The 24,080-nt window shown below is 66.4% G+C and carries 24 protein-coding genes and 1 pseudogene; 13 read left to right on the forward strand and 12 right to left on the reverse strand.

Going from position 1 to position 24,080, the window contains the following annotated elements; all coding sequences use genetic code 11:
• Nucleotides 1-253: 253 nt before the first annotated feature.
• The 8 genes from EB75_RS29170 (at nt 254) to EB75_RS02895 (ending at nt 5,836) form a co-directional block, all read left to right on the forward strand.
• The gene (locus EB75_RS29170) at nt 254-427 is read left to right on the forward strand and encodes a hypothetical protein (protein WP_168175969.1); all 174 of its coding nucleotides are present in this window, start codon (nt 254-256) and stop codon (nt 425-427) included.
• Nucleotides 427-1,059, forward strand: a complete 633-nt coding sequence (locus EB75_RS02865) for a Fic family protein (RefSeq protein WP_073693986.1) — start codon at nt 427-429, stop codon at nt 1,057-1,059. Before EB75_RS29170 ends, EB75_RS02865 begins: the two co-directional genes overlap by 1 nt.
• Nucleotides 1,060-1,177: 118 nt before the next feature.
• Nucleotides 1,178-1,621, forward strand: coding sequence for a hypothetical protein (locus EB75_RS02870; protein ID WP_073693987.1), 444 nt, complete (start codon nt 1,178-1,180; stop codon nt 1,619-1,621).
• Nucleotides 1,588-2,550 carry a thymidylate synthase family protein gene (locus EB75_RS02875; RefSeq protein ID WP_142239391.1) on the forward strand — a complete coding sequence of 321 codons (963 nt, stop codon included), beginning with the start codon at nt 1,588-1,590 and terminating at the stop codon, nt 2,548-2,550. Before EB75_RS02870 ends, EB75_RS02875 begins: the two co-directional genes overlap by 34 nt.
• Nucleotides 2,547-2,951: a helix-turn-helix domain-containing protein gene (locus EB75_RS02880; protein WP_073693989.1), complete on the forward strand. Its 405-nt coding sequence runs from the start codon at nt 2,547-2,549 to the stop codon at nt 2,949-2,951. The genes EB75_RS02875 and EB75_RS02880 overlap by 4 nt, the downstream gene beginning before the upstream one ends.
• Complete coding sequence (locus EB75_RS02885) at nt 2,948-4,213, forward strand: ImmA/IrrE family metallo-endopeptidase (protein ID WP_073693990.1); 1,266 nt, start codon at nt 2,948-2,950, stop codon at nt 4,211-4,213. Before EB75_RS02880 ends, EB75_RS02885 begins: the two co-directional genes overlap by 4 nt.
• Nucleotides 4,214-4,302: 89 nt before the next feature.
• Entirely contained in the window at nt 4,303-4,929 is a 627-nt protein-coding gene (locus EB75_RS02890) for a C1 family peptidase (protein WP_142239392.1), read from the forward strand.
• A complete protein-coding gene (locus EB75_RS02895) occupies nt 4,922-5,836 on the forward strand; it encodes a nucleoside triphosphate pyrophosphohydrolase family protein (RefSeq protein WP_083611919.1) in 915 nt (304 codons plus the stop codon). Before EB75_RS02890 ends, EB75_RS02895 begins: the two co-directional genes overlap by 8 nt.
• Here EB75_RS02895 and EB75_RS02900 read toward each other — a convergent pair.
• The gene (locus tag EB75_RS02900; protein ID WP_286150060.1) at nt 5,833-6,909 is read right to left on the reverse strand and encodes a nucleotide kinase domain-containing protein; all 1,077 of its coding nucleotides are present in this window, start codon (nt 6,907-6,909) and stop codon (nt 5,833-5,835) included. The genes EB75_RS02895 and EB75_RS02900 overlap by 4 nt on opposite strands.
• Nucleotides 6,910-7,056: 147 nt before the next feature.
• Here EB75_RS02900 and EB75_RS29175 point away from each other — a divergent pair, with 147 nt between their 5' ends.
• Complete coding sequence (locus EB75_RS29175; RefSeq protein ID WP_168175968.1) at nt 7,057-7,359, forward strand: hypothetical protein; 303 nt, start codon at nt 7,057-7,059, stop codon at nt 7,357-7,359.
• A 193-nt stretch (nt 7,360-7,552) separates the two neighbouring features.
• Here the strand turns inward: EB75_RS29175 and EB75_RS02905 are convergent.
• From EB75_RS02905 to EB75_RS02920, 4 genes and pseudogenes are all read right to left on the reverse strand, one after another.
• Nucleotides 7,553-7,894: pseudogene (locus EB75_RS02905) on the reverse strand (TIGR04338 family metallohydrolase); the annotation flags it as partial.
• Nucleotides 7,891-8,640, reverse strand: coding sequence for a DUF2786 domain-containing protein (locus EB75_RS02910; protein ID WP_073693993.1), 750 nt, complete (start codon nt 8,638-8,640; stop codon nt 7,891-7,893). The pseudogene EB75_RS02905 and the gene EB75_RS02910, both read right to left, overlap by 4 nt.
• Before the next feature lie 76 nt (nt 8,641-8,716).
• Complete coding sequence (locus EB75_RS02915; protein WP_073693994.1) at nt 8,717-9,745, reverse strand: alpha/beta hydrolase family protein; 1,029 nt, start codon at nt 9,743-9,745, stop codon at nt 8,717-8,719.
• A gap of 13 nt (nt 9,746-9,758) precedes the next feature.
• Nucleotides 9,759-10,598 carry an alpha/beta hydrolase gene (locus tag EB75_RS02920; RefSeq protein WP_073693995.1) on the reverse strand — a complete coding sequence of 280 codons (840 nt, stop codon included), beginning with the start codon at nt 10,596-10,598 and terminating at the stop codon, nt 9,759-9,761.
• A 60-nt stretch (nt 10,599-10,658) separates the two neighbouring features.
• Here EB75_RS02920 and EB75_RS02925 point away from each other — a divergent pair, with 60 nt between their 5' ends.
• Both EB75_RS02925 and EB75_RS02930 read left to right on the forward strand, forming a co-directional pair.
• Nucleotides 10,659-11,693, forward strand: a complete 1,035-nt coding sequence (locus tag EB75_RS02925; protein ID WP_073693996.1) for a sigma-70 family RNA polymerase sigma factor — start codon at nt 10,659-10,661, stop codon at nt 11,691-11,693.
• A 191-nt stretch (nt 11,694-11,884) separates the two neighbouring features.
• Nucleotides 11,885-13,009, forward strand: a complete 1,125-nt coding sequence (locus EB75_RS02930; RefSeq protein WP_073694104.1) for an NDMA-dependent alcohol dehydrogenase — start codon at nt 11,885-11,887, stop codon at nt 13,007-13,009.
• A 68-nt stretch (nt 13,010-13,077) separates the two neighbouring features.
• Here the strand turns inward: EB75_RS02930 and EB75_RS02935 are convergent, their stop codons facing one another.
• The 5 genes from EB75_RS02935 to EB75_RS02955 all read right to left on the reverse strand — a co-directional run bounded on the left by EB75_RS02935 (nt 13,078) and on the right by EB75_RS02955 (nt 19,017).
• Complete coding sequence (locus tag EB75_RS02935; protein WP_083611921.1) at nt 13,078-13,998, reverse strand: DUF4349 domain-containing protein; 921 nt, start codon at nt 13,996-13,998, stop codon at nt 13,078-13,080.
• A gap of 258 nt (nt 13,999-14,256) precedes the next feature.
• Nucleotides 14,257-15,033, reverse strand: a complete 777-nt coding sequence (locus EB75_RS02940) for an SDR family NAD(P)-dependent oxidoreductase (protein ID WP_064978891.1) — start codon at nt 15,031-15,033, stop codon at nt 14,257-14,259.
• Nucleotides 15,034-15,084: 51 nt separating this feature from the next.
• Nucleotides 15,085-17,982, reverse strand: a complete 2,898-nt coding sequence (locus EB75_RS02945) for a hypothetical protein (protein ID WP_142239393.1) — start codon at nt 17,980-17,982, stop codon at nt 15,085-15,087.
• Nucleotides 17,983-18,120: 138 nt separating this feature from the next.
• On the reverse strand, nt 18,121-18,504 hold the full coding sequence (locus EB75_RS02950; protein ID WP_142239394.1) for a hypothetical protein: 384 nt from the start codon (nt 18,502-18,504) through the stop codon (nt 18,121-18,123).
• Between the two features lie 69 nt (nt 18,505-18,573).
• Nucleotides 18,574-19,017: a MarR family winged helix-turn-helix transcriptional regulator gene (locus tag EB75_RS02955; RefSeq protein ID WP_174557615.1), complete on the reverse strand. Its 444-nt coding sequence runs from the start codon at nt 19,015-19,017 to the stop codon at nt 18,574-18,576.
• A 67-nt stretch (nt 19,018-19,084) separates the two neighbouring features.
• Here EB75_RS02955 and EB75_RS02960 point away from each other — a divergent pair, with 67 nt between their 5' ends.
• Both EB75_RS02960 and EB75_RS02965 read left to right on the forward strand, forming a co-directional pair.
• A complete protein-coding gene (locus EB75_RS02960) occupies nt 19,085-19,843 on the forward strand; it encodes a pirin family protein (protein WP_073693999.1) in 759 nt (252 codons plus the stop codon).
• 170 nt (nt 19,844-20,013) lie between these two features.
• Nucleotides 20,014-21,120: a phosphodiester glycosidase family protein gene (locus tag EB75_RS02965; protein WP_083611923.1), complete on the forward strand. Its 1,107-nt coding sequence runs from the start codon at nt 20,014-20,016 to the stop codon at nt 21,118-21,120.
• Nucleotides 21,121-21,200: 80 nt separating this feature from the next.
• Here the strand turns inward: EB75_RS02965 and EB75_RS02970 are convergent, their stop codons facing one another.
• Both EB75_RS02970 and EB75_RS02975 read right to left on the reverse strand, forming a co-directional pair.
• Nucleotides 21,201-21,518, reverse strand: coding sequence for a hypothetical protein (locus EB75_RS02970; RefSeq protein WP_073694000.1), 318 nt, complete (start codon nt 21,516-21,518; stop codon nt 21,201-21,203).
• 82 nt (nt 21,519-21,600) lie between these two features.
• The gene (locus tag EB75_RS02975; protein ID WP_168175971.1) at nt 21,601-23,994 is read right to left on the reverse strand and encodes a cell envelope integrity protein TolA; all 2,394 of its coding nucleotides are present in this window, start codon (nt 23,992-23,994) and stop codon (nt 21,601-21,603) included.
• Between the last annotated feature and the right edge of the window lie 86 nt (nt 23,995-24,080).

Raw genomic sequence — 24,080 nt, forward strand, 5'->3', positions numbered from 1 at the left:
ACGGAGGTCGCCTGAAACAAGCCGATCCACAGGTATTGACAATTCCTCCGCCCAGTGGACGATCCCCGACCAGCCTGGCGACTGCACTACAAGTAATACCTTGCCACCTGGTGCGCGTCGACGAGGCCCGTGGCGCGGTTGCTGATGCCCCGCGTTCGACCGGTGACAACTTCCGCCCGGCTAAATGCCGTGGTCATCGCCAGTGCTGGCCCGGTACGATCAACGCCAGGTCGAGCCCGTAGGAGGTGCCGCGATGGAGCGCAAGACACCGAAGAAGGTGGTGGTGTCGAGGGCTGCGGTCAAGAAGGCCGGGATGCGGGCCACGAAGGCGTCGGCAAAGTTGGAGGGGCGTGTCGTGCCGGCCGGCCACCGCCGATCTGCCGCAGTGACGGCCTACCTCGCGAAGCAGCAGCCACCCAAGCGCTGATGCCGCTGACGCCCGGATACGGCGAAACCCCGCTACCGCACGACGAACTCGACGCTCTGCTTCCTGAGGTCATCGAGATTCTGGACAAGCCGATCACACGCGCGGATGTTTACGACGTCGAGCAGGGCATGCAGGACCAGGTGGTCGAGGAGTTGATGCCGGCGGCGCTCGACGGGTCGTTACCGCTCGACGATCTTCTCAGTGATCACTTCGTGCGCGATCTGCACACGCGGTTGTTCAAGCCGATCTGGGAGTGGGCCGGCCGACTGCGGCAGCTCGAAGGCAACATTGGCGTCGCGCCCGAGCAGATTGCGGTGGAGCTGCGCAACTCGCTCGGGACGATCGCCTGGCGGTGGGCGCACACGAACGACTGGACGGCGCGGCAGCTGGGGATCGTCGTCCATGCCGAGACGGTCCGCATTCATCCGTTTGTGGACGGAAACGGGCGCACGACAAGGCTTCTCGCCGACCTCGTGTTCGCCGCCGCCCAGGCACCCGCCGAGCAGCAATACGACTGGGATCTCGATAAGCCGCGGTACATCGCGCTGCTGCGCGGCTTTGACCAACATCGGGACGTGACCGATCTGGCCGCGTTCATCGCAGTGGAGCAGATCGAGCAGTCCGAGTCCTGATCGAATCTTCGCCACGTGGAGTAGTGCTCGGGGCGTTGATACCCGCCGCCCTCGGCACGGAAGGCCGACAAGCGTCGTCATACTTGACATCAATGTCAGAAAAGCTGACACTGGCCGTATGCAGGATGACACCCGGGGCCCGATCTCGAAGGACCTCTTCAATCTGTTCGGACCGTCGGCGAGCGTGCCGTCGGCCTTGCCTCCGCAGCCGGCGGCTATAGGCGACACTGCCGGTGCCACCGACGCCGCGTTGGCGGTCATGGACGTCGCAGTATTGGCGGAAGGGAGCGAGGCGGAGGTCGCGCGCCATGTCCTCGAACTGGTGGCGGCGAGTTTGCGGCGCCCTGTCACCGAGATCTTGGACGGACAGGACTACACCGAGCACCTCGAGATCGCGCTGGACTCGATGACGGCGGTCTTCGTGTGCAAAATCATCGCCGACAAACTGGGCCCCGCCCAGATGCGCGCGCCGCGTGGAAATTGCCAGCCCAATGATTTCGCCAGTACCGCAACTGTGGCGCATTTGGTATGCCGGTTGCGGCACGAGCGGGTGCCCGCATGAGAGCACTTCCGGAGTGTGCATCGCCAGCGCAGGCATGGATCGCAGTTCTCGATGCCGCCATAACAGCGCCGCGCGGGCAGTTGTTGCACGCCGTCGTTCCCATCAGTACCCCCGGCCCCGCCGACCCGGAGGTAGTCGCTCTCAACGACGCATTGTTGGCCGCTAAGGGAAAGCATCCCGTCCATCGGGTGGCGTCCACCGTATTTCCGTCGAGCAGCTACGCCGATCCCGGGTTCAACTATGAGCCGGAGATGCCAGCTGAACAGCTGGCCGTCCTCGACTCGGCGGCGGCCGACCTCTACAGCCGATACCGGACGATGCTGCCGTGGCTGCAAACCTTCGACGGCAACGAACGCGGCACGTACTTCGGGCGCCTGGTGTCCTGGCCTGGCAAGGATGGCGATGGCTACAACCAGCTCGCGGCGCGGGTTCGGCAATTACGCGGCCGGCGCGACCTCGGGTGGTCATCAACCAACGCCGCCGACCTCACGACCGACGATCCCATCGACGTCCAAGACGGCATCGGCCTGCGCGAGTACGACGCTCACGACGAACGGCCCATTGGGTTCCCGTGTTTGGTGCACCTGGACATCAGCGTCGTGCAGAACCAGTTGAGCCTGCTCGCCGTCTACCGAAACTGGCATCTCATCACCAAGGCCCTGGGCAATCTCATCGGCTTAAGCCGACTGCATCACTTTCTGGCGCAGCAGACCGGCTACCCGGTGGGAGAATTGATGGTGCATGCCACCGTGGCCGATGACCAACGTGAACTGTTCACCAAGTCGGCGATCACCACACTGCTCGGCCGTGCGCGAGCCCACCTTGCCGCGACCGCCCGCGACCCTCATGCTGGGGTCCACGGCGAGTCCCAGCTATTAAATGGATCTTTAGCCTCCCCAATCGCGACCGGTATCGGAGCCGTGCAGTGACTACGCCGCCGGACCCATTGGCCGAACACCAAGTTGTCGGTGCGCGTCTGCGGGAGGCGCGCTTGGCGGTCGGTCTCACCCAGGCCGATACCGCCTCGGCCCTGGGAGTCAGTCGCCCCGCGGTGGCAGCGCTGGAGAAGGGCACCCGGAAGGTGTCCGGTCTGGAGCTGCGCCGGCTGGCGCGGCTCTACCAACGCAGCGTGGGCTGGCTACTAGGGGATGACGCCGAGCCCGCCGCCACCGATGCGGTACTGCAGCGAGCAACTGCCGAACTCAGCCAACATGACAAAGAACAGGTACTGCGCTTCGCGCAGTTCCTCGCAGCTCAACCCGCGCAACAGGGTGACGGTAAGAGCCCACGGCCACGCCCCCGTCCACCGGGCGCCGGAGACCCCGAATGACCCGCCCCAAGCGCATCGACGCACTCGTTGCGGCAGCCGACACGCTGACCGCACTCAATATCGATCAGGAACGCGCCGTCGATCCGTTCGGCGCGATCGACAGCCTCGGTCTGGACCTCGTCATCGCCAAACTCGACAACCTGTTGGGCGCCGTCCTGCCCGCCGGTCACGGCGGAGTCTTGATCACCTCAGAGCGCCCCGTCGGGGTTCAGCGCTACACCGCTGCGCACGAGATCGGGCATTGGATTCTGCACAGTAATCAACTGCGCCTCGACAGTGCCGGCGAAGTACTCGGCAACCCCACCACCGAATGGGAACGGCAGGCCCAGCTGTTCGCCGCCTATTTCTTGATGCCCCCGCCGTTGATGGAAGCCGCGGTCGCCCGGCATGGCGTAAAGCGCGGAAGCGTCCGCCCCGAACAGGTTTACCTGATCAGTCGTGATGCGGGCGTGAGTTACGAGGCCGCCATCCACAGGCTGACCACCATGGGGCTGATCAGCCGCACTGACGCAGCAGCTCTGCATCGGGTAGGCCGGCTCAACGCCCTCAGAGGCGCCTTCGACGGGCACCGCCCAGTCGACGGTTACGCAGAGCTGTGGAGCGTTGACCAAACGTTAGACCGCGTCACAGTGCCTGTACGCGAAGGTGACGACGTCCTAATCGTGTTGCCTGAGAATCGCACCACCGGCTGGCGGTGGCTCGACGAAGCGGCGCTGCACACGCGCCGAAGGAGCGTGCGCCGGCCCCGGCCCGCCGCTCCGCGCCGCGAGAACGGGGATCATCACGACCGGAGTGCCGAGTCAGTGTCCCGCCTTGACGAGGCCCTGGCGGCGGTTGCTTCCGACAACGACGCCCATCCCGAGCCGTACCTCGACATAGACGCCCCGCTGAGGATCGTCGGTGACGATTTCCGCGTTCGGGGCGACGGACGAACGGGCCGAGAACTGGAACGCCGGCGGCGGGATCTCGCCGAGCGCGCAGAAGCCTCGATATCCACCGCAGAGCCAACAGCAGTGCTCGTCGGCCAAACTGGTCAGCGCACAGTAGCCGTACATTGTGCCGAGCCGGGCCAGTGGAGCTTGGACCTGTATTACACCCACGCCTACGATCCGGACGCGCCATCGGCTGCGCGTTATCAGCTACGGGTTGACGTCGAACCCACACCCAATCACGCGTATCGGTTGCGGCGGCTGTCCACCGACCTCGACACCCGCCTGCCCGGCGATCCCGCCGACGATGCCGTCTTTGAGGTCATGCCGTGACCACTAGCCGCAAGCGCCTCGCCCGCCGCCGCGCCGACTCCCTCCAGCGCCCGGCGGTAGACCTCTCGAACCGAGTAAGCAGTGCGGTGATGAGCCAGGGGCCGCGTCCGACCTGCCTACCGTGCGCCTTGGCCGCTGCGCACGAAGCCGAGTACCAAACAGGTGGTTTTCATGCCGCTGTCGAACCTGTGTGGTGGGACTTGCACAGTGCAGGCCGCGCGGGGCCCGATGGCGCTCTGCTCAGCGATGCGGCCGACAGCGTTGCCCGCGTCGGTCACTGCCTGGCGACCCTGTGGCCCTACAACGAAACGCTGGGCTTTCTCACTGAGGATCCCCCGTCAGCAGCTGGCGCGCCCCCTTGGAACCTGGCTTCGCTCAACATATTTGAACCCGCCCACGACGGCGTGGAAGACGAAGTGGAAGACGCGCTGGCCGCAGGGCACCCCCTGATCGCGATCATCGAAGTGACCGCGGCGTTCATGCAGCCGCTACCACCAGAGGGTTTCGTGCCGGTACCCCCGATCCGCACTGCCTCCGGCGGCTATCACGCGGTCCTAATCGTCGGGGCTTGGACCGATCCCGTTCACGGCCGCGTCCTTCTGGTCCGCAATTCTTGGGGCGAGTATTGGGGTGCGGGCGGATACTGCCTACTGCCCGTGGATTACCTGCAAAACTACTGTGTTCAGCTCGCCATCCTGGAGAGTGTGCATGTCTGATCGATCGCTGACTTTCGACGAGTATCAACACCTCGCGACGCTGACCGACAAACTTCCCGCCGCCGACGACGACCGACTGGTGCTACCACTGCTAGGGCTCGTCGGCGAGGTCGGGGCGCTGGCCTCGGAGTGGAAGAAGCGTCGTCGCGACAGCACCGGATATCACGCGTTCACCGATCAGGTACGCGAAGAACTCGGTGACGCGTTGTGGTACATGGCAATTCTCGCCGAAAGAGCCGGTCTCCAACTGTCCGACCTCGCCCAGGCCAACCTCGACAAGGTCTCCGATCTGTTCGGCGGGGGTGACACACTGCAGCACCGCTACGACGACGACCGCCCCGAGCCCGAACAGCTGCCCCGCAAACTGGCGGTGTCATTCCGCGAGACAGAGGTCGTCCGCGGAAACCAGCAGGCACCGGGAGTTCACGTCGAAGTGCTCGGAACGGGCGTGGCGATCGGCGACCCACTCGACGACAACAGCGACGTGGAGGATGACTACCGTTACCACGATGTTCTGCACTTAGCACACATGGCGGTCCTGGGATGGTCACCGGTCATGCGCGCGACACTGCGTCCGAAGCGCAAGCGCCGCAACGGCCGCGCCGACCGCGTCGAAGACGGGGGCCGCGCGATCGCCATCGAGGAGGGCCTGACCGCGGCGGTCTTCGCCGAGGCCCGAAGTCACTCATACTTCGCTACCGCCGACCGCGTGCCCGGGGCCCTAATCAAGTCGTGCCGTGCAATGACCTCGCACCTGGAAGTTGCCGACCGCAGCGCCGGAGATTGGCAACGCGCCATACTTACCGGCTACCAGGCATTCAACTACCTCGTCGCCACCCGAGAAGGCATCGTGACCGCCGACATGGACGCACGCACGCTGACCTGTCAGCCGTTCCCTACGCGCTAAACGGCTGAGACGTCGAGAGTTTCGGCGACGACTCGCGTAGTGCCGGGTAGCCCGCCGTTGATCCCCCACTTCGGAGGAAACCACGCCGACAACGGTTGCGGAAGGCATGTATATCGCTGCTTGATGCGGCTACGCCCGGAGATCCCCGCCACCTCCGGATGTGCAACACGTGCGTACTTGTCGACCTCGCAGAATAGATTCTGGCAATCGATGAGCTGTAGTGGGCGGCCCCGCAATCCGTTGAATTGCAGACCGAGCCGCGCGAAGTGCTCGTCCTGACTGTCGACCATGTACCGAATAATCTCGGATTCGATACCGTTGGAGGCGGGACCAAAACACTTTCGGATGCCGTCCCGAGCGCCGGGGCCCGGCATGACGAAGTCGTTCTCGCTGAAATCAAGGGCGCTTGAGTAGTTGATGTCAATCAGGAACTGATAAGCCAAGAAGTCGCCGATCGCGGGGTAACCGCGTAACACTTCGAAGGCCTCATCCATCGATGAGGCGTCACCCAACCTCTTATGCACGCCGTCGTCGATCATGTGACGCAGCAGCAGTAGGTGATTGGTGTGCTTACGTTCAGCGCCCATCGCCGGCGGGGGCACGACGTAGGCAGCGGAGTACAAACGCTGACCTCCACCGAATGCCGCGCCCAACACTTCGTCGTAGGTCGCGACATCAAATGTCTCCCAACAGATTTCGCCCAGTGCGTCCTGAAGTAGTTGCCAGGTTGAGATCTTATTGAACATCTTGAATAGCAAAGTGCGGAAGACTAGATTGCGATCGTCTTGCCGCCCGGCGTACGCGACGCGATTCAGCAGATACTGACTGACCCGATCGGTAGCGCGATAGCAGTTGGTGAATCGGAACACCCGCAATATGGGGTCATCGGTCCACGGTCCCGGCGTCCCGCTGCAGCGCGCTTCATACAGAGCCTGACGCTTGGCGGCGAAGGTCCAATACGTGTCGAACACTGGCGAGACCGGCAGGACCCGGCCGCCAACCGAAACGGTTGCAACCGAGCGGTGCCGCGGCGTGGCTCGCACAAGGGACAAATCGCTGTCGAAAAGTCCCACTTGACTAGTCATACCGAAATCACCCGCACCTAGTTGAGGATGCCGCAAGTGCGCAGCGCATCACTCCGGAATCCACCGCACTACACTTTCCGGTACATTGTTTCATAAAATGAGCCTAAGGCACCACACGGGAGTCGGGAGGTTGGCGTGGCCGGGCAGCAAGCCGGCGCATCGGCGCGCCGGGGCCGGCCACCAAGAGCCGAACGCGCCGAAGCGACTGGGTATCGCGCAACCGAGGCGCTCCGACGGGAGATCGACGTGGCACGCGGATTCACAGGCGCGAAAAGCACCCAAGCATTCATCGACGAGGCCGTTCGTGCTTACCTGCTCCATCTCCGCGCCACCATGCCGAACTATCGCACTGCCGCCGAGGCGCTGGACGCCGAACTATGCGAGGGCGCGTCGAACGTGGCATCGCTGGATCAGAACCGCCGAGGAAAATCTTCGTAAGCCCGCTGTTCGGGTTACGGATCCCCCGCACAAGCTGGATTCGCCGTGAAGCCTCTTCTCGGTTCCCAGCCATCGCACAGGAGGTTGCGCGCGCAGGCGAAAGCCGTGACGCGCCAGCCACTCCATTCAGCGGCAGTGGCGAGGCAATCGTGAGAACATTCAGTACATAAACAGGCGCGAAGTGTCCAAAGAACACCACCAATTCCCTTAGCGCCCAGGTGGATTGACGTTCCGGTACCGCGATGACGGCGCCGCCCTCACCGAATTCGTAGTGCGCGGCCGTCACTCCCCGGCGCGCCCGGACCGCCACCGCACCGGCCGCCGGCCACCGCGCCGTCACCGCCGGCATGGTCAGCACCTGGTCGACGTAGCGCCGCACCGCGTCGACCGACCCGAAGCGGGCCTCCGGCGGCAACGTCAACTGTGCCCCGAAGAACTCGACGGACCGGTTGCCGCGCTCGGCGGCGCGATCGAACAACGTGCGCACGAACTGCTCAGCGGCGTAGACCGCAGACCGTTGGGTGTCGCGACTCATCGCTCCAGGGCCGTACGCGCACCGGACAACTCGGGACTCGGCCCCAGCCGTGCCCGGCGCCCGGCCCGGTCCCCGGCCTGCCGCGCCGCCGACGAGTAGCCGGCCGAAGCACTGGTCGCCCGCCAACTGCCCCGCGCCTGCGACGTCTTCTTGTAGAACGACACCAGCTCAAGATCCTTGTTGCGCAACGCAACCGCGGTCCCCGGCTGATCGGCCCGCTCGGCCGTCGCCGCCTGCCGGGCCTCCTCCCGCGCATCGACGAGCCGCTGTCCCACCCGCGCGCCGAACGCCAGCTGGAAATTGAGCCGGGCGGTGATGGTCGGCGTCGGCCGGTGCGCGCCCGTCGAGATGTAGGCGTCCGACGACTTCACCATCTGCACCACCACGCTGGCGTACAGCGCGTGGGTGGCGTCGATGTCCTCGGTGAAGCCGTAGGCGTAGACGAACGTCGAGTTGGACGCGATATCGCATTTGACGTCGTTGGCCCGCGCGATCAGCACGAACAACTGCACGAACGTCCGCAGCCCGCGGGTGCCGGCCTCGCCGATGGTGACGGTGCGCTGCACCGGCTCCTGCGCTGCCGTCCGGGTTGCCGAATGCGCCCGCGCCACCGCCAGGTCGATCGAGGTGGTGGTGGCCAGCCGCTGTGCGGCGGCCATGAACGCCTCGGCCTCGTGCGGGTTGTCGGTGTTCTCGGCCTGCCGCAGCAACGCTGCGATGCGCGCCAACATCCTGTCGTCACTCATGGCGCCAACCACCTTGTCCGACAAGAACTTTCAGATACATTGCGCTAGTTTTATCCCCCATGGCGGCAGTGTACGACTACCGTCCGACAAATCCGTCCAGCGCGCCGGTCAGCTGCGGGGACAGGGGTGCCTTGTTGGCGTAGTTGGCGACGTTGTCGGTGGGATCGTCGCGCAGCACATGGCTGACGCCCTTCAGCGGAACCACGGTCAGCGCGGTGTGCGCCAGCGCTTTGATCAACGGCTGCTCGGCCTCACAGAACGCCTGCACGTCCGAGTCGGAGCAGGTCAGCAGCACCGGGGTGCCGTCCGGGACCTTCGCCGCCAGGGCCAGCGGGTCGATGGCGTCGGCCTCCAGCACCGCCTTGGCGTTGCCGGGGTTGAGGATCGCGCCCAGCCCTTCGGGCAGTTTGGTCGGTGGAGTGCCGGTGGCACGCGTCGTCGCGACGGCCGCGTTCCAGTCCGCCATCACCTGATCGGCCTGCGCCTGGGTCTTGGCCCCAGCCTTCACGTCGGCGTCGACCGACGACCGCACCCGGTTGGTGATGACGTCCAGATACCGGCCGGCCAGTGGCTGCAGCAGCGCGAGCGAGTGGATCTTCGGGGCACCCGGACTGGTGTCGGTCGCGAGCGCCAGCGCGTGGACGGTGCCCTCGCCCAACCCGTACACCGAGATTCGGGCGTCGTCGGTGCCCTTCTGCTCGGACAGGAACTTCACGGCCGCCTTCGCGCCGGCGGTGTACACCGCGCTGCCCACGTCGCGCAGGTTCTGGGCGTGCGGGCCGACGCCGGTCTTGCCGGTGCCGACCTTGTCGTACCGCAGGCTGTCGACCTTCTTGTCGGACAGGTACTCGGCGAGCTGCCGCATGTTGCCGACCTTGCCGGCGACGGCGTTGTCACCGTTGCGGTCGGTCTGGCCGCTCTCGGAGATCAGCAACACCGTCGGCGCCGCGGCGGCGCCGGGCACATGGCGGTAGCTGCCGTGGATGGTCAGGCCGTCGGCGACGAAGCTGACGTCCTCGTCGACCCAGTCGGTTGCGGGGCTCGAACTGCACGCCGCAACTGCCAGCGCCGTCAGCCAAACCAGCAGGCGCACAGCCCATTTCACGCGACCACCCCGGTCACAGTCGCACTTCGATCCAGCTCACGACGTCGTCGAGCACCACTGCCTTCTCGGGCTCGTTGAACACCTCGTGGTACAGCTCCGGGTACACCTTCAGCGCCACGTCGGACGAGCCGACGCACTCCACCAGCTTGCGGCTGCCGGCCACCGGGACGAGCTTGTCCTCCTCGCCGTGCACCACCAGCAGCGGCGCGGTGAGGGCGGCGGCGCGCTGCGGCATGGTCTCGCCGACCCCGATCAGCACCTTGCCCACGCCGGCGGGCACCTTGCCGTGGTACACGAGCGGGTCGGCGTTGTAGGCCGCGACCACCTCGGGATCACGCGACACCGCGTCGAACGGCAGGCTCTGCGCGGGCAGCCCGGGCAGGATGGAGCCCAGCAGCTTCGCCGCCAGCGCCAACGGCAGGCCGACCTGGGACCGGGCGTCGACCGCGGGACCGGACAGCACCATGAGGTGATAGTCGTCGGGGTGCTCGACGCCGTACGCGAACACGATGCCGCCGCCCATGCTGTGGCCGAGTACGACGCGCTTCAGCTCGGGGTATTCGACGGTCGCGATGCCGACCAGGTGGTGGAAGTCGCCGGTGTACTCGGAGATGTCGCGGACCAGCACGCGCTTGCCGCCCGAGCGGCCATGGCCGCGGTGGTCGAGCGCGAAGGTGATCAGACCGGCCTCACCGAACCGTTGCGCGACATGGTCGTAACGACGCGCGTGCTCACCGAAACCGTGCGACAGCACCACCACGCCCGTCGGGTCGGTCTCGGGCACCCAGACGTCGTAGACGATCTTGGTGCCGCCGATACCGTCGAAGCTACGTTCGCTGCGGGTCGTGGCCATGGAGAGACAATATCCGGGGTCCGGCCCGGGCGCGTCCGTCGCCGCCGCGACCCCCGCCAGATGTCACACCCCGTGCGTACGCTGGGTCAGGTGAGTGTCCTCAGTGAATCCACCGCAGCAGACACGTCGCCCCGGTCACGGGATGCGTTCCTGGCCGACGCCCAACGGCACCGGCGCGAGCTGCTGGCCCACTGTTATCGCATGACCGGTTCTCTGCACGATGCCGAGGACCTGGTGCAGGAGACCTACCTGCGCGCCTGGAAGGCCTACGACAATTTCGAGGGCAAGTCGTCGGTACGGACGTGGCTGTACCGCATCGCCACCAACACCTGCCTGACCTCGCTGGAGGGCCGTCAGCGTCGACCATTGCCGTCCGGGCTCGGGCAGCCCTCGGCCGACCCGCAGGCCGAGATCACCGAACGCACCGACACCGCCTGGCTCGAGCCGCTGCCCGATGTGCACGACGCACCGGGTGACCCGCAGACCATCGTCGGCTCTCGTGAGTCGGTCCGCCTCGCGTTCATCGCTGCGCTGCAACATCTTTCGCCGCGCCAGCGCGCGGTGCTGGTGCTGCGCGACGTCCTGCAGTGGAAGGCCGCCGAAGTCGGCGAGGCGGTCGGGACGTCCACCGCCGCCGTCAACAGCCTGTTGCAACGGGCGCGCGCCCAGCTCGACGCCGTCGGCCCCAGCGAGGACGACGTCCTGGTCGCGCCGGAGTCCGATGAGGCGCGCGACTTGCTCGCCAAGTACGTCAACGCCTTCGAGTCCTACGACATGGACGCCCTGGTCGAGCTGTTCACCGCCGACTCGGTGTGGGAGATGCCCCCGTTCGACACCTGGTACTCAGGCCCGCGCGACATCGTCGAGCTGTCCAAGTTCAAATGTCCCGCCGAGCACCCGGGCGACATGCGGTTCGTCGTCACTACGGCCAACGGCCAGTCCGCGGCGGGCATGTACATGCGCAATCCGGAGACCGGTCGGCACGAGGCATTCCAGCTCCACGTGCTGGACATCAAGCCGGACGGCATTTCGCACGTCGTCGCGTTCATGGACCCGACGCTGTTCGAGAAGTTCGGACTGCCGGCCCACCTCTGAGGCCCTCCGCCACCGTTCCGGCCGCGAGCCCGGCCGGCCTCGACGTGCCCGTTGGCGGCGCCCTGTGCACTACTGCTGCTAGTTTTTGATAATTCACAACAACATGTTCTGACATCATATTTATGCAGGTAGACGGCCTGCTATAGCATCATTCTGGAACGTGTTCTCGATTTGTGGCTATGATCTTCGTCATGAAGACCAAAGGTGCTCTGCTGTGGGAAGTGAACTCACCGTTCCAGGTCGAGGAAATCGACCTCGGTGACCCCGTTGCCGACGAAGTACAGATCCGGATGCATGCCGCGGGCATGTGCCACTCCGACTACCACCTGACCACCGGCGCCACCCCGATGCCGCTGCCGTGCCTCGGCGGCCACGAGGGCGCGGGCGTCGTCACCAAGGTCGGCAAGAACGTCACCGGCATCGAAGAGGGCGACCACGTCATCCTCGCGTTCATCCCGGCCTGCGGCTCCTGCCCGCCGTGCATGAAGGGCTTCCGCTCGCTGTGCGACCGCGGCGCCGTCCTGCTGGGTGGCAAGTCGATTGCCGACGGCACCAACCGCATCCACGCCCGCGGCAAAGAGGTCGCGGCCATGAACCTGCTCGGCACCTTCGCGCCGTACATGACGGTCCACAAGGACTCCGTCGTCAAGATCGACAACGACATCCCGTTCGAGTCGGCCGCCATCATGGGCTGCGCCGTCCCGACCGGCTTCGGCTCGGCCACCAACGTCGCGCAGGTCCAGCCCGGTGAGACCGTCGCCATCGTCGGCGTCGGTGGCATCGGCATGAGCGCGCTGCAGGGCGCCGTGATCTCGGGCGCCAAGCACGTCATCGCCATCGACCCCAACCCGTGGAAGCGCGAACAGGCCATCAAGTTCGGCGCGACGCACGTGTACGCCTCCATGGCCGAGGCCATCGCGCCGATGATCGACCTGACCTGGGGCCTGATGGCCGACAAGGTCATCATCGCCGTCGGCGAGATGAAGGGCGAGTACATCGAAGAGGCCATGATCCTCACCGCCAAGACCGGCACCTGCGTCGTCACCGGCATGGGCTCGATGATGGACGCCGACGTCAAGCTGAACCTCTTCCTGTTCACCATGCTGCAGAAGACGTTGAAGGGCAACATCTTCGGCGGCGGCAGCTCGCACATCGAGACCCCGCGCCTGGCCGCGCTGTACAAGTCCGGGCTGCTGAACATCGACGACATGATCACCCGGACCTACAAGCTCGAGGACATCAACCAGGGCTACCAGGACATGTTGGACGGCAACAACATTCGTGGCGTCGTCACCTTCGACGAGTCCGACTGGTAACGGTCCTCGCGAGATGCGAAGCCCTCGATTTCACTGGAAATTGGGGGCTTTCGCGTCTCGGCAGGTGTCTACTGCGGCGAATCCACAGCGGTGGGTTCCTGCGGCGCCGTAGTTGCCGGCACGCTGCGCTTGTGACGCGAGCCGGTCCACTTGACGAATGCGTACAGCGCCCCGCCGAGGACGGCCAGCGGAATCAGCCACGGCAGCAGGAAACCGAACGCCAGGACCAGGTGCGAACCGAAGGCCCACAACGTATCCCAGCCGCGCTCGACCTGGCCGAAGAACCCGTGGTACCGCTCCGGGGCCGGACCGCCCGGACGCTCCGCGGTGATCTGGACGTCGACGGAGCTGTAGGTGATCTGGTCGCGGAGGGTGTCGCGCTGCGCCTGCAGGCTCTGCAGCTCGGCCTGTCGCGACGACAGCGCGTCCTCGGCCTTGATCAACGCATCGGGATCCTTGGAGTCGCGCATGATGGCCAGCAGCCGGTCCACTGATGTCTTGAGCGCGGTGATCCGGGCGTCGAGGTCGACGCGGCGTGCAGTGACGTCGTCGGTCTTCACCTCAAGTGTCTGGACGCTGCCGAGTCCCTTGAGCGAAGCCAGCGCGGCATCAAGGCCGTTGGCGGGAACTCTCAGCACCAGGTGGACGCTGGCCCGGCCGGACGTCGACCCGGCATCGTCGGAGCGCTCGTCGACGCGCCCACCGGCCTTGTCGACGATCGTCGTCGCCTTGTCCGCCGCACCCGCCGGATCGGCGGCGACGAGGATCAGCGACGCGGTCTTGACGACGTCCCGCGCCGGCTCGACGGGTGGCGGGGGCGCCTCCGGAGCGCCGCCTTTGTAATCGGCCCCACTCTTCAGCGGAGCCGGCGCTGCCGGGGCCGACTCGGAATGCCGCGTGGAGTTGCCTCCGCTACAGCCGGCCACCAACCACAACGAGGCGATCAACAGGGCGAGAAATACGACCGGCCGGAACCGCGTGCGCGTCATGCCATCCCAGCGTACCGAGCGTTTCACAGGACTCCCGTGGCGAACGTGCAGCCAGATCACGGAGCCCCTCGGCTCGGCGATCGGTGCGCACGCTCGCGAGGCCTACCGCATTCGCCGAGCCTGACCACAGGACGATTTCGACGCGGATTTCCGGCGTCAGGTCAGGCTCGCGCCACCGTCGGACCCGTCCCGCCCAAAACGCCCGAAAACCCCCAATCTCGTTGGAGATTGAGGGTTTTCGAAAGCGACTGGGAAGAACTACTTCGGAGGCATCCGGATGCCGCCGTCGACACGGACGACCTCGGCGTTCATGTACGAGTTGGTGATCAGCTCGATGACCATGGAAGCCAATTCCTCGGGCTTGCCCAGGCGGTGCGGGAACAGCACGGACTCGCCGAGCTTTGCCTTGAAGGCCTCGGAGGCTTCGCCCTCGCCGTAGATCGGGGTGTCGATCAGGCCGGGGGCCACGGTGTTGACGCGGATGCCGACGGCCGACAGGTCACGCGCGACCGGCAGGGTCAGGCCCACGACGCCGCCCTTGGACGACGAGTACGCAGCCTGGCCGATCTGGCCGTCGAACGCCGCGACGCTGGTCATATTGACGATGGCGCCGCGCTCACCGGCTTCGGTGAAGTCGTTCTTGCTCATCTGGGTGGCAGCGATGCGGATGCAGTCGAAGGTGCCGACCAGGTTGATGTCCAGGACCTTCTTGTACAGGTCCAGGTTGTGCGCCGATTCGAACTCGCCGTCCTTGCCGATGGTGCGCTGGGCCCAGCCGACACCGGCCGAGTTCACCAGGGCGCGCAGCGGGCCGAGGTCAGCGGCGGTCTTGACCGCGTCGATGATCTGCTCGGTGTTGGTGACGTCGACGGTGACGAAGACGCCACCGATCTCCTTGGCGAGCGCCTCGCCCTTCTCGGCCTGGAGGTCGGCAATGACGACCCGGGCACCCTTGGCGGCCAACTGACGGGCAACAGCCGCACCGATTCCTGACGCGCCGCCGGTGACGACCGCGCTAGCTCCATTGATATCCACGCCGACAGCGTATGCGAGGCCATCCACTCAGTGGGACGGACCTGGCAATGCTCAGGCGGCGTGCTTGCCGTTCCCCGATTCTGGCGCGCGGTGCTTGCCGCCGGTCGACGACGGGGCCCGGTGCCGGCCGGTGCCGTCGCCGTCACCGGTCGCCGTCGCAGCGGACGAATCACCGCTCGCGGCATCGGCTTTCGGCTTCGGCGCCTTGGTGCGCTTGGGCTTGCCCGCCTTGCGCTCGCCCGTGCCCTTGTCCTTGCCCGTGTCGGCCGGCTTGGTCTCGTCGGACGCGGCACTGTCTTTCGTCGGCCCGGCGGTGTCCGTCGCCCCGGCGTCCGCGCCGTCGGCGGCGGGCTTGGGCTTCGCCGGCGCCGGCGTCTTCGACTTGCTGGTGGTTGGTGCGATCGCCGCTGTCGGCAACGCGGTGGGCGCTTTCGCTGCGGCCGACGTCGGCACCGCACCCACGCTCAGCAGGTTCCCGCCGTGACTGATCAGCGAGATCGCCTGCGATATGGCGTTGGGCATCGACACCGGGCCGGTGAAGGCGGTCCGGAATCCGGTGACCAAGGACGTCATCAGGTGCGGTCCGACCTTCGACCAGTCGATGTGCGGCAGCGTGCCGAACTGCACCGGCGTCGCCGATGTGCTGAAGGTGCGCTGGTACTGACCCGTCGCCGGGTCCCAGTACGCGTCGGAGTAACCGAGGTTCACCAGGCTGGTCAGGACGGGCGACAACGCGTTGCCCAGGCGGTAGGTGAAGTTCCCGACGGGCGTCAGGCCCACCATGTTCAACGCGTCACCGGCCAGGTACACCGGCTCCAGCAGCGGCAGGTGGTTCGCCTCGGCCGTCAGGTAGATGTTGGAATTCGCCTGGCCGCCGTTCTTCAGATCGGTGACCATCGACTCGAGTTGCGTGACCAATTGACCTGCGGCCGTCGCTTCGTCGATGCCGCGCAGCATGTACGTCGGCATCAGGCCCGCGGCCAGGTTGTTCAGCAGCGTCACGGGGTTGGCCCAGGCGGCGAAGTCCGACATCGGCTGGTACTCGACGGTGGCGTCGACCTTGACCGGGACGAGGTTCGCGCCGCCCAGCGCCAGCCCGGTATCCCCCAGCGCCGTGCCGCCGCTGCTGGTGATCGCCACGTCGGGGGTGACGGCATTGACGCCGAAAAGCCGCAGTATCGACGAGAACCGCGCCAGCACACCGCCATTCGCGCGGCCGGCGTTGTTGAGCAGGATCTCCGGCAACAACGTCAGGCTCCCGGCGATGGACGTGGCACCGGTGTAGTCGAGCCCGCCCGGCTGCGACGACAGCTTGGCCAGCACATCCCGATAGGCCGCTCCGGCCGAGAACGCCCCCAGGCCGGTGCCCACCACGATCGGGATGCGGACCGACCCGATGTCGACCGACGGGATGGCGTCGACGACGCCGAGGACGGCACTACTCAGCACGCCGGTCAGCGCACTGGATACCGTGCCGGAGAGCCCACTGGTGGCGCCGGTGACGACGCCGCCGACGACGCTCGTCACCGTGCTGCTCACGGTGTTGTTGACCAGCGTGCTGATGCTCGTCCCGCCTGTCAGGCCGGTGACGATGCCGCCGACCTGACTGGTCAGGCTGGTCAGCACCAGTCCGGTGACATCGATGCCGAGGATGCTCAGGCCCAGACCCCCGACCTGCTGGTTGATGGCGGTCGTCAGCGCAGTGGTCAACGTGCTGCTGCTGCCGAACGTCCCATCCACGGTGGTGGTCAGCGCACTGGTCAGCGCGGTCGTCAGCGAGCTGGTGAGCGCGCTGGTCAGCGTCGACGTGAGCGCGTTCGTCAGGATCGGCGTGAGGCTGGCGGTCAGCGCGCCGGTGCCCAGGGCGGCAGTCAGGTTGGTCGTCAGCACGCTCTTCAAGGTGTCGGTACCCAGGGTGAGGTACGGCGTGCTGTTGACCGAGTTCGAGATGGCGGTCTCGGTGCCGGGCGTCCAGCCGAGGTCGACGCCCAGGAGCCGCGCCAACGTGAATGCCGGGCCCGCGGTCGTCACCGAGATGGCGTGGCTGGCCTCGAGACTGCCGAGGTTCAGGCCGACGAGGTCCAGCAGGCTGCCGATGCCGATGTTGCCGGAAGCGTCCTGGAGGCCGGCCGCCTGCAGCAGCGGGTTCACCAGATTGCCGAGGTTGTCGGTGACGATGGTGCCGAGGGCCGTGGTGAGCGACCCGTCCAGGCCATTGGTCAGCGCTCCGCCAGTCAATCCGCCGCTGCCGGTCAGCGCACCGGTGAGGCTGGTGGTCAACTTCCCGATCAGGTCTTGCGCGACAACATTCGCGATCGAGTTCGCCAAACCACCGATGTTGAGGCCCAGCGGGGTGAGCAGGGTGGACAGGTCCACCGTCCCGACGACCGGCACGTCGACGGTCAGCGTCCCCAGAACCGACTGCAGCGGCGCGAGCAACGCGGTCACGAGGCCTGACTGCAACGTGCTCAAGAAGCTGCCGCCCGTCAGGCCGGACAGCGCAGTGGTCAGGGCCGTGCTGACGGCGGCGCTGACCGCCGAACTCAGCTGCGACGTGGTCCCGGCGCCCACCTGCGACGTCAACCCGGAGACCAGGTTGGGGCTCAACATGTTCAGCAGCGACGGCACGTTGATACTGCCCGCGTTGGCGTTGAGGACGTCCGCCAGCAGGCTCGCCGGGATCTGCGCCAGCAGCGTCTGCAGTGTGACCGTCGGTGGCCGGCCGAACCGATTGACCAGTGCGGGCAGGACTGCGTCGACGGTGTCCTGGAACGCTTGATAGGGGGTGGTGGCCGCCGTCAGGCTGATGTCACGGGTGCTGGCCGCGAGCAGCGCGGTCGGAGTCGGAGACGGCGCCACGACGACGGCTGCCGTCGCGGTCGCGGCCGCTACCCCCAATAACGCCAAACGTGTTCCGCGTCCGTCGAGTTCGCGATGCCGACCGCCCATGTGCCCCGCCCCGTCCCGCAATATTGACTGCGACGACAGGACGCTAGCACCGGTGAAGCAGCAATTTCCGGCGAATTGACGGTTGTGTCATATGGTGCGACGGGGCACCCCTCGGCCAGCAAATGCGCTAGCGCAGGACTACTGCGAGCAGACCAGCACCTGCTCGTGGAAGTGCCAGCTGTCGATGTTCACGTACTCGCCCGGAGCGGCCGGCACCGACCCGCTCGAGTTCAGTTCCGGGATGTAGTTTGCGTTGATCTTCGCGCCGAAACCGAAACCGGTGTTGTATTTGACGCCACCGGACTGCTCGATGGTCCAGTTCACCATGCCATCGGCGTAGGTGTAGGTCCTGTTGACCTGAAGTTCTTTACCGAGGCCCGCGCTCGTGTGCCGCTTCTTCACCATCGGGCTGCCGTCCAGCGGCACGCAGGGTTCCCAGGCATGGGCCTGCGGAGCCGGCAACGCCGCCAGCCCGGCGATCAGCGCGCCCGCCACCCCGGCGGCTGCCACTGAATGTTTCACGTGAATCCTCCCCGCAAACCCGACGGCTCCTACTGTAGCCGCGAATTCGCCCCGACTCACCGGGTCCGTTCAGCCCAGTCGCTCCAGCACCGTCGCGGTCCACCGCCGCACCGCCTCCGCCTGCGATCGGCTCATCCCGTTGAACACCACCGAGCGCACCAGCTCGGCGTGCCCTGGTGCAGCGGCCTCGAGGGCATCTCGGCCGCCGGCGGTGAGGGTGACGACCGCGGCGCGCCGGTCGTCCGCCGACCCGGACCGCTCGATGAGACCGCGCGTCCGCATGCGCGTCAGCTGGTGGGACACCCGGCTCTGCTCCCATCCCAGGTGCTCTCCGAGCTCACCCATCCGGCAGTCCGGCCGCTCATCGAGGGCCACGAGCACGTCGTAGTCCGCCAGCGACAACCCGTGGTCGCGTTGCAACTGTCGGTTGAGGGCCGCCTGCAGCCGGCCGCTCATGGCCAGATGGGCACGCCAGAGGTCCTGCTGATCGTCGGTGAGCCACACGAAATATATGACACATCATTTATGTTGTGCCGTCCAGTAGCGACACCTAAGCTCACCGACAACGACAGGGGCTGACATGACCGAGACCGTGGACATCCGCCGCGCCGCCGACCGCGATGCCACCCGCATCTCATGGCTGGATTCCAAGCATTCGTTCTCCTTCGGCGGCCACTACGACCCGGCCAACACCCACCACGGCCTGCTGCTGGTGAACAACGACGACAAAGTGGCTCCGGCTGCAGGATTTGACACCCATCCGCACCGTGACATGGAGATCGTCACCTGGGTGCTGCGCGGGTCGCTCGTGCACCAGGACTCGACCGGCAATTCCGGCGTCATCTACCCCGGCCTGGCACAGCGGATGTCCGCAGGCCGCGGCATCCTGCACTCGGAGAAGAACGACTCCTGGCGCCTCACCGGAGCCGAATCCCACAGCGAGCCTGTGCATTTCGTACAGATGTGGGTGGTTCCGGACGAATCCGGGAAGACGCCCGGCTACCAGCAGCTCGAAATCGACGACGAACTGCTGCGCGGCAAGCTGGTCACCATCGCCTCGGGCATGCCCGGCCATTCCAACGACACGGCCATCACCATCGGCCAGCGCAACGCCGCGCTGCACGGCGCCCGGCTGGAGCCCGGCGACAGCGTCGAGCTGCCGCAGGCCAAGTACCTGCACGTGTTCGTGGCGCGCGGCGAGGTGGCGCTCGAGGGCGCCGGACCACTGCAGGAAGGTGACGCCGTCCGGCTCACCGCGTCCGGCGGGCAGCGCGTCACCGCCACCACGCCTGCGGAAATCCTGGTGTGGGAGATGCACACCGATCTGCTCGGCTCGTAACCCCGACGGACCGGCCCCGCCCCGACCCCGGTCGGCGGCGGGGCTAATTCGACTGTCTCCCAAGGTGATTCAACCGTCATCCCGCCGTGATGCGGACGTGACCAAAGTTGACAGAGTGTTTGCTGTGGCTACGCTGAAGGTCGTTGTATCGGACCGGAGAGAGGGCCACAATGTCGTTTCTCGGGCCGATCACCCGACGCGACTCCTTCCGTCGCGCACGGATAATCCTCAGGCGTACAACGCTTCTGGCTCTCAGCGTGGGCCTGGTCGGGACCACCGTGGCGCCGGCGGCGCAGGCCGCCGACGGCCGCTCGCTCCTGGTCAACGCCATCACCAACTACCGCGGCAGCTTCCTGGTCTACAACTTCGGCGGCGACCACCCCGCGCCACTGCTGAACGCCGCGGGCAACTGGTACGAGTCGGGTAACGGCGGGCACCTGACCGTGATCAAAGCGGCCTCGGCGCGCATGAACCCGCGCCTGCTCGTCGACTCCCACCGCGGCATCCAGTCCCGTTGCGAGCGCGACCCCCGCGCCCGCACCAGCGAAGGCCTGTGGCAGGCCTCAGAGGTCTTCACGCCGCTGGAAGCGTGGCAGGCGCTGGCCCGGCCCACCATCGCGGTGAACGCCAACTTCTTCGACATCCGCGGGCAGCAGGGCGGGTCGTGGAACTCGACGGGATGCAGCTCACCGCTGGGTGCCTACGTCGACAACACCCGCGGTCAGGGCCGCGCCAACGCCGCGGTCACCGGCACCATCCCGTACGCCGGCAAGCAGGGACTGTCCGGCGGCAACGAGGTGTGGACCGCGCTGAGCACCATGATCATCCCGTCCGATGGTGCGCCCTACGTGATAAACCCCAGCAGCACAACCGATTTCAACGCAGCCACCGGGCCCATCAACAACCTGGTGAACCAGGGCGCCAAGTTCGTCGCCGTCAGCGGCATCGGCCTCCTGGCCCCGGGCGACACCGGCCAGCTGAACGACGGCGGCCCCAGCGCCGCGCGCACCGCACTGGCCTATGTGCGCAGCCGCGACGAGATGTACATCTTCCAGGGCGGCAGCTACACCCCCGACCAGGTCCAGGATCTGTTCCGGGGACTCGGTAGCGACACCGCCATCCTGTTGGACGGCGGCGGCTCCTCGGCCATCGTGCTGCGCCGAGACACCGGAGGCCGGTGGGCCGGCTCCGGTACGCCGCGCGGCTCCTGCGACACCCCGGCCGTGCTGTGCGACTCCCGGGAACGCGCACTACCGGGCTGGCTCGGGTTCGCTTGAGTCGTCAGGCGTCAGGCCACACTTTCTCCGGTGCCGCGGCAGGCACCGGAATTGGCTCTGGCGCAGGCCTTTTCGGGCTGCTACTTGATGTCGGCTCCGCCCGGATACGACGTCGTCCCGTCTCGGCCCGCGCCCTGGCCCGGCTTGTGCTTCTCAGCATTCGGCGCCACCGCCGTCCTCCCATCACCGGCCTCAAGATCGAACGCTTCCCCGCGTGCCTGTGGCTCGGGCTGAAGATCGGCCTCCGGATCGGTCTCGGGCTCTTCTACCTCGGGCTCGGCCTCGGGATCGTCCTTGGACTGTGCCTGTGGCTCCTCGGCCAACTGCTCGTCGGGCTCGTCATTGTCGCCGGCCGACTGATCGGGGCCAACGCGGTTGAGCCGAATGCGCCAATTCACCGCGGACCCAGGCACAGTCAACGGCCGCGATAGCAACAAGAACGCCCGACGTGAGTCACGCCGGGCGTTCTTGTCACGGATGTCAGCTTGCGGCTGAACCACCGCCGGTACCGGCGTTCGCCTTTGCGGCGCCGGCCTTCTTCTGCTTCTTGGTCTTCGGAGCGTCCGTCTTGGTCGTGCCGTCACCCGTGGTGGCCTTCTCGGACTTGTCCTTGTCTTTGTCCTTGGTGACCTTGGCGGGCTTGTCGACCTTCTTGTCCTTCTGGTCCTTGCCCGCGGTGGTGGCGTCGTCGGCCTCGTCGGCAGCGTGCTTCGGCTTCTTGCCACTGTCCGGCGTGGACGGGGTGCCCTCTTCAGCGGCGTGCTTGCCGCCGGACTCCTCGGCCTTGGGGTCGGCCTTCGGATCCGCCTTCTGGTCCTCGGCCTTCGGGTCGGCCTTGGGGTCGGCCTTGGCATCCTCGGCAGGCGACTCGGTGCCGGCCTTGTCCTCGGCGGCCTTGTCCTTGCCGTCGGTGCTCTGCTTGTCGTCCTTCTTGCTGCCGGTGAAGCCCGACAGGTTGGCCGACAGCGGCGCCAGCTTCGGCGTGGTCGACGGCACGTCGGTCGCGGACGCCGAGGAGATGACGCCTTCCTTCGCGGCCAGCGAGTTGATTGTCGCACCCGCCGTCAGGCCGCCCAGTGTGCCGAGCACGTTGTTGAGCAGACCCTGCACCACACCGCCCAGGCCACTGAGCGGGTTGACGCCGCCGAGCTTGCCGCCCGTGAGCAGCTTGAGGAGTGCCTCGACCGCGTTGTCCGGCGCGGCCGTGGGGTTGTTGCTGAAGAACTCCTTCTTGAAGCCCGCCACCAACGAGTTCACGATGTCCTGCGGCACCTTCTGCCAGTTCACGTCCGGGAACGAGAAGAACGGCGTCGGAGTGCCGGCCTCGGTGAGGGTGCGGCTGTAGGTGCCGTCCGGGTTGCGCACCACATCGGTGTAGCCCAGGTTCACCAGGCTGGTCATGGCCGGCGCAAGCGCGTTGGCCAACTTGTAGATGGGGCTGCCCAGCGTGCCGAAGCTGACCATATTCAGGACGTCGCCGGTCAGGTACATCGGCTCCATCAACGGCAGCGTGTTGGTCGGCACCGTCAGATAGATGTTGACCGCCAACGGGTTTCCGCCCAGAAGGCCACCGGCGAGTTGGCCCAGTTGACTGGTCAGCTGGTTGGTCAGCGTGGCCGTCGAGATGCCACGGAACAGGTACGTCGGCAGCGTTCCGGCGACCAGGTTGTTTGCCAGGCTGAACGGGTTGGGCCAGGCGGCCAGGTCCGAGAACGGCTGGTATTCCAGAGTGGCGTCGACCTTGACCGGTAGCAGGTTCGCTCCGCCGATGGACAATCCGGTGCTCAGCAACTCGATGCCACCGCTGTGCGCCGCCTTGACGTCGGGGGTGATGAAGTTGATGCCGAGCAGGTCGCCGATCGGGTAGAAGCGGGCCAGCAGGCCGCCGTTGGCGCGGCCCAGGTTATTCAGCAAAACCAGCGGCAGGACCGTCAGACTACCGAGAATCGGGCCCGCGTTGTTGACACCGCCCGGCTGGTTCGCCAAGTCTGCCAGCACCTTCGAATAGGCCTGCCCGGCGGAGAACGCGCCGAGTCCGAAGCCGATGGTGATCGGCACCCGCACGTCGATGACATCCGCGGACGTGAGAAGGGGCTTGAGCGGCTCGACCAGGAGCCCCAGTGCAACCCCGAGCGGGCCCGCAAGAGTAACCACATTGTGCAGCAGCGTGTATGCGTTCACGTCGAGGTACGCCGTGTTGTTGATGGCGTTGGCTACCGCATTCGCGGTGCCCGGCGTCCAGCCCAGATCGAGGCCGGCGATCTTCAAAAGAGTGAACACCGGTCCGGCGGTGACGATGTTGACGCCCGGGACGTTCAGGTCACTCAGGTCGAGGATGTTGTCGAGGTGGATACCCAGAATCCCGAGCAGCCCACCGAGGCGGATGTTGCCATCGCCATCCACCAACCCAATCGTCTCGAGCACCCCGATCAGCGGACCAAAGAGCGCCGGCGCGATGGGCCCAAGTACCGCCTGCAGCAGGGGCTTCACTTGAATCGGGATCACGTTGAGAATCTGCGACAACAGATTGGGCGGCAGCTGGCTGATGAGGTTGGTCAGGTTCAGCCCGGTGAGGCCGCCGGCCGCGCTGAGCGCCTGGACGAGCGGCGGGAGGAGCGCTTCGATGCCGCCCTGGGCCAGGTTGTACGCGGCGTTGCCGACACCGAACGTGATGTCGGGCAGCACGCCGGGCTTCGGGAACGGCGTGCTGAACGCGGACAGGTTGACGGCCGAGTGCGAGGCCGGCACCAGCTTGGGCGCCGGCGGGTTCGGCACCGAGGCCGTGACGGTCATCGCGGTAGCTGTTGCGGCAGCCGCGCCCAGCAATGCCGCCCGCTTTGCTTGAACGCGCCCCGCACGATGCGTAACTGCCATTTTCCCCGTCCCCTCAGCCACCACAGTTGGTTATCAACCGGACGGTAACATTAATGCATCGCAGCGCCAACATGCAGCTTGACCAG

The organism is Mycobacterium sp. ST-F2, assembly GCF_001905655.1.
GTDB lineage: Bacteria > Actinomycetota > Actinomycetes > Mycobacteriales > Mycobacteriaceae > Mycobacterium.

Excerpts from the sequence above, each read along its gene's own strand:
- EB75_RS29170 (WP_168175969.1), top strand. The coding sequence starts at position 254 with ATGGAGCGCAAGACACCGAAGAAGGTGGTGGTGTCGAGGGCTGCGGTC.
- EB75_RS02865 (WP_073693986.1), top strand. The coding sequence starts at position 427 with ATGCCGCTGACGCCCGGATACGGCGAAACCCCGCTACCGCACGACGAA.
- EB75_RS02870 (WP_073693987.1), top strand. The coding sequence starts at position 1,178 with ATGCAGGATGACACCCGGGGCCCGATCTCGAAGGACCTCTTCAATCTG.
- EB75_RS02875 (WP_142239391.1), top strand. The coding sequence starts at position 1,588 with ATGCCGGTTGCGGCACGAGCGGGTGCCCGCATGAGAGCACTTCCGGAG.
- EB75_RS02885 (WP_073693990.1), top strand. The coding sequence starts at position 2,948 with ATGACCCGCCCCAAGCGCATCGACGCACTCGTTGCGGCAGCCGACACG.
- EB75_RS02890 (WP_142239392.1), top strand. The coding sequence starts at position 4,303 with ATGAGCCAGGGGCCGCGTCCGACCTGCCTACCGTGCGCCTTGGCCGCT.
- EB75_RS02895 (WP_083611919.1), top strand. The coding sequence starts at position 4,922 with ATGTCTGATCGATCGCTGACTTTCGACGAGTATCAACACCTCGCGACG.
- EB75_RS02910 (WP_073693993.1), bottom strand. The coding sequence starts at position 8,640 with ATGAGTGACGACAGGATGTTGGCGCGCATCGCAGCGTTGCTGCGGCAG.
- EB75_RS02920 (WP_073693995.1), bottom strand. The coding sequence starts at position 10,598 with ATGGCCACGACCCGCAGCGAACGTAGCTTCGACGGTATCGGCGGCACC.
- EB75_RS02925 (WP_073693996.1), top strand. The coding sequence starts at position 10,659 with ATGTCACACCCCGTGCGTACGCTGGGTCAGGTGAGTGTCCTCAGTGAA.
- EB75_RS02930 (WP_073694104.1), top strand. The coding sequence starts at position 11,885 with ATGAAGACCAAAGGTGCTCTGCTGTGGGAAGTGAACTCACCGTTCCAG.
- EB75_RS02935 (WP_083611921.1), bottom strand. The coding sequence starts at position 13,998 with ATGACGCGCACGCGGTTCCGGCCGGTCGTATTTCTCGCCCTGTTGATC.
- EB75_RS02945 (WP_142239393.1), bottom strand. The coding sequence starts at position 17,982 with ATGGGCGGTCGGCATCGCGAACTCGACGGACGCGGAACACGTTTGGCG.
- EB75_RS02960 (WP_073693999.1), top strand. The coding sequence starts at position 19,085 with ATGACCGAGACCGTGGACATCCGCCGCGCCGCCGACCGCGATGCCACC.
- EB75_RS02965 (WP_083611923.1), top strand. The coding sequence starts at position 20,014 with ATGTCGTTTCTCGGGCCGATCACCCGACGCGACTCCTTCCGTCGCGCA.
- EB75_RS02975 (WP_168175971.1), bottom strand. The coding sequence starts at position 23,994 with ATGGCAGTTACGCATCGTGCGGGGCGCGTTCAAGCAAAGCGGGCGGCA.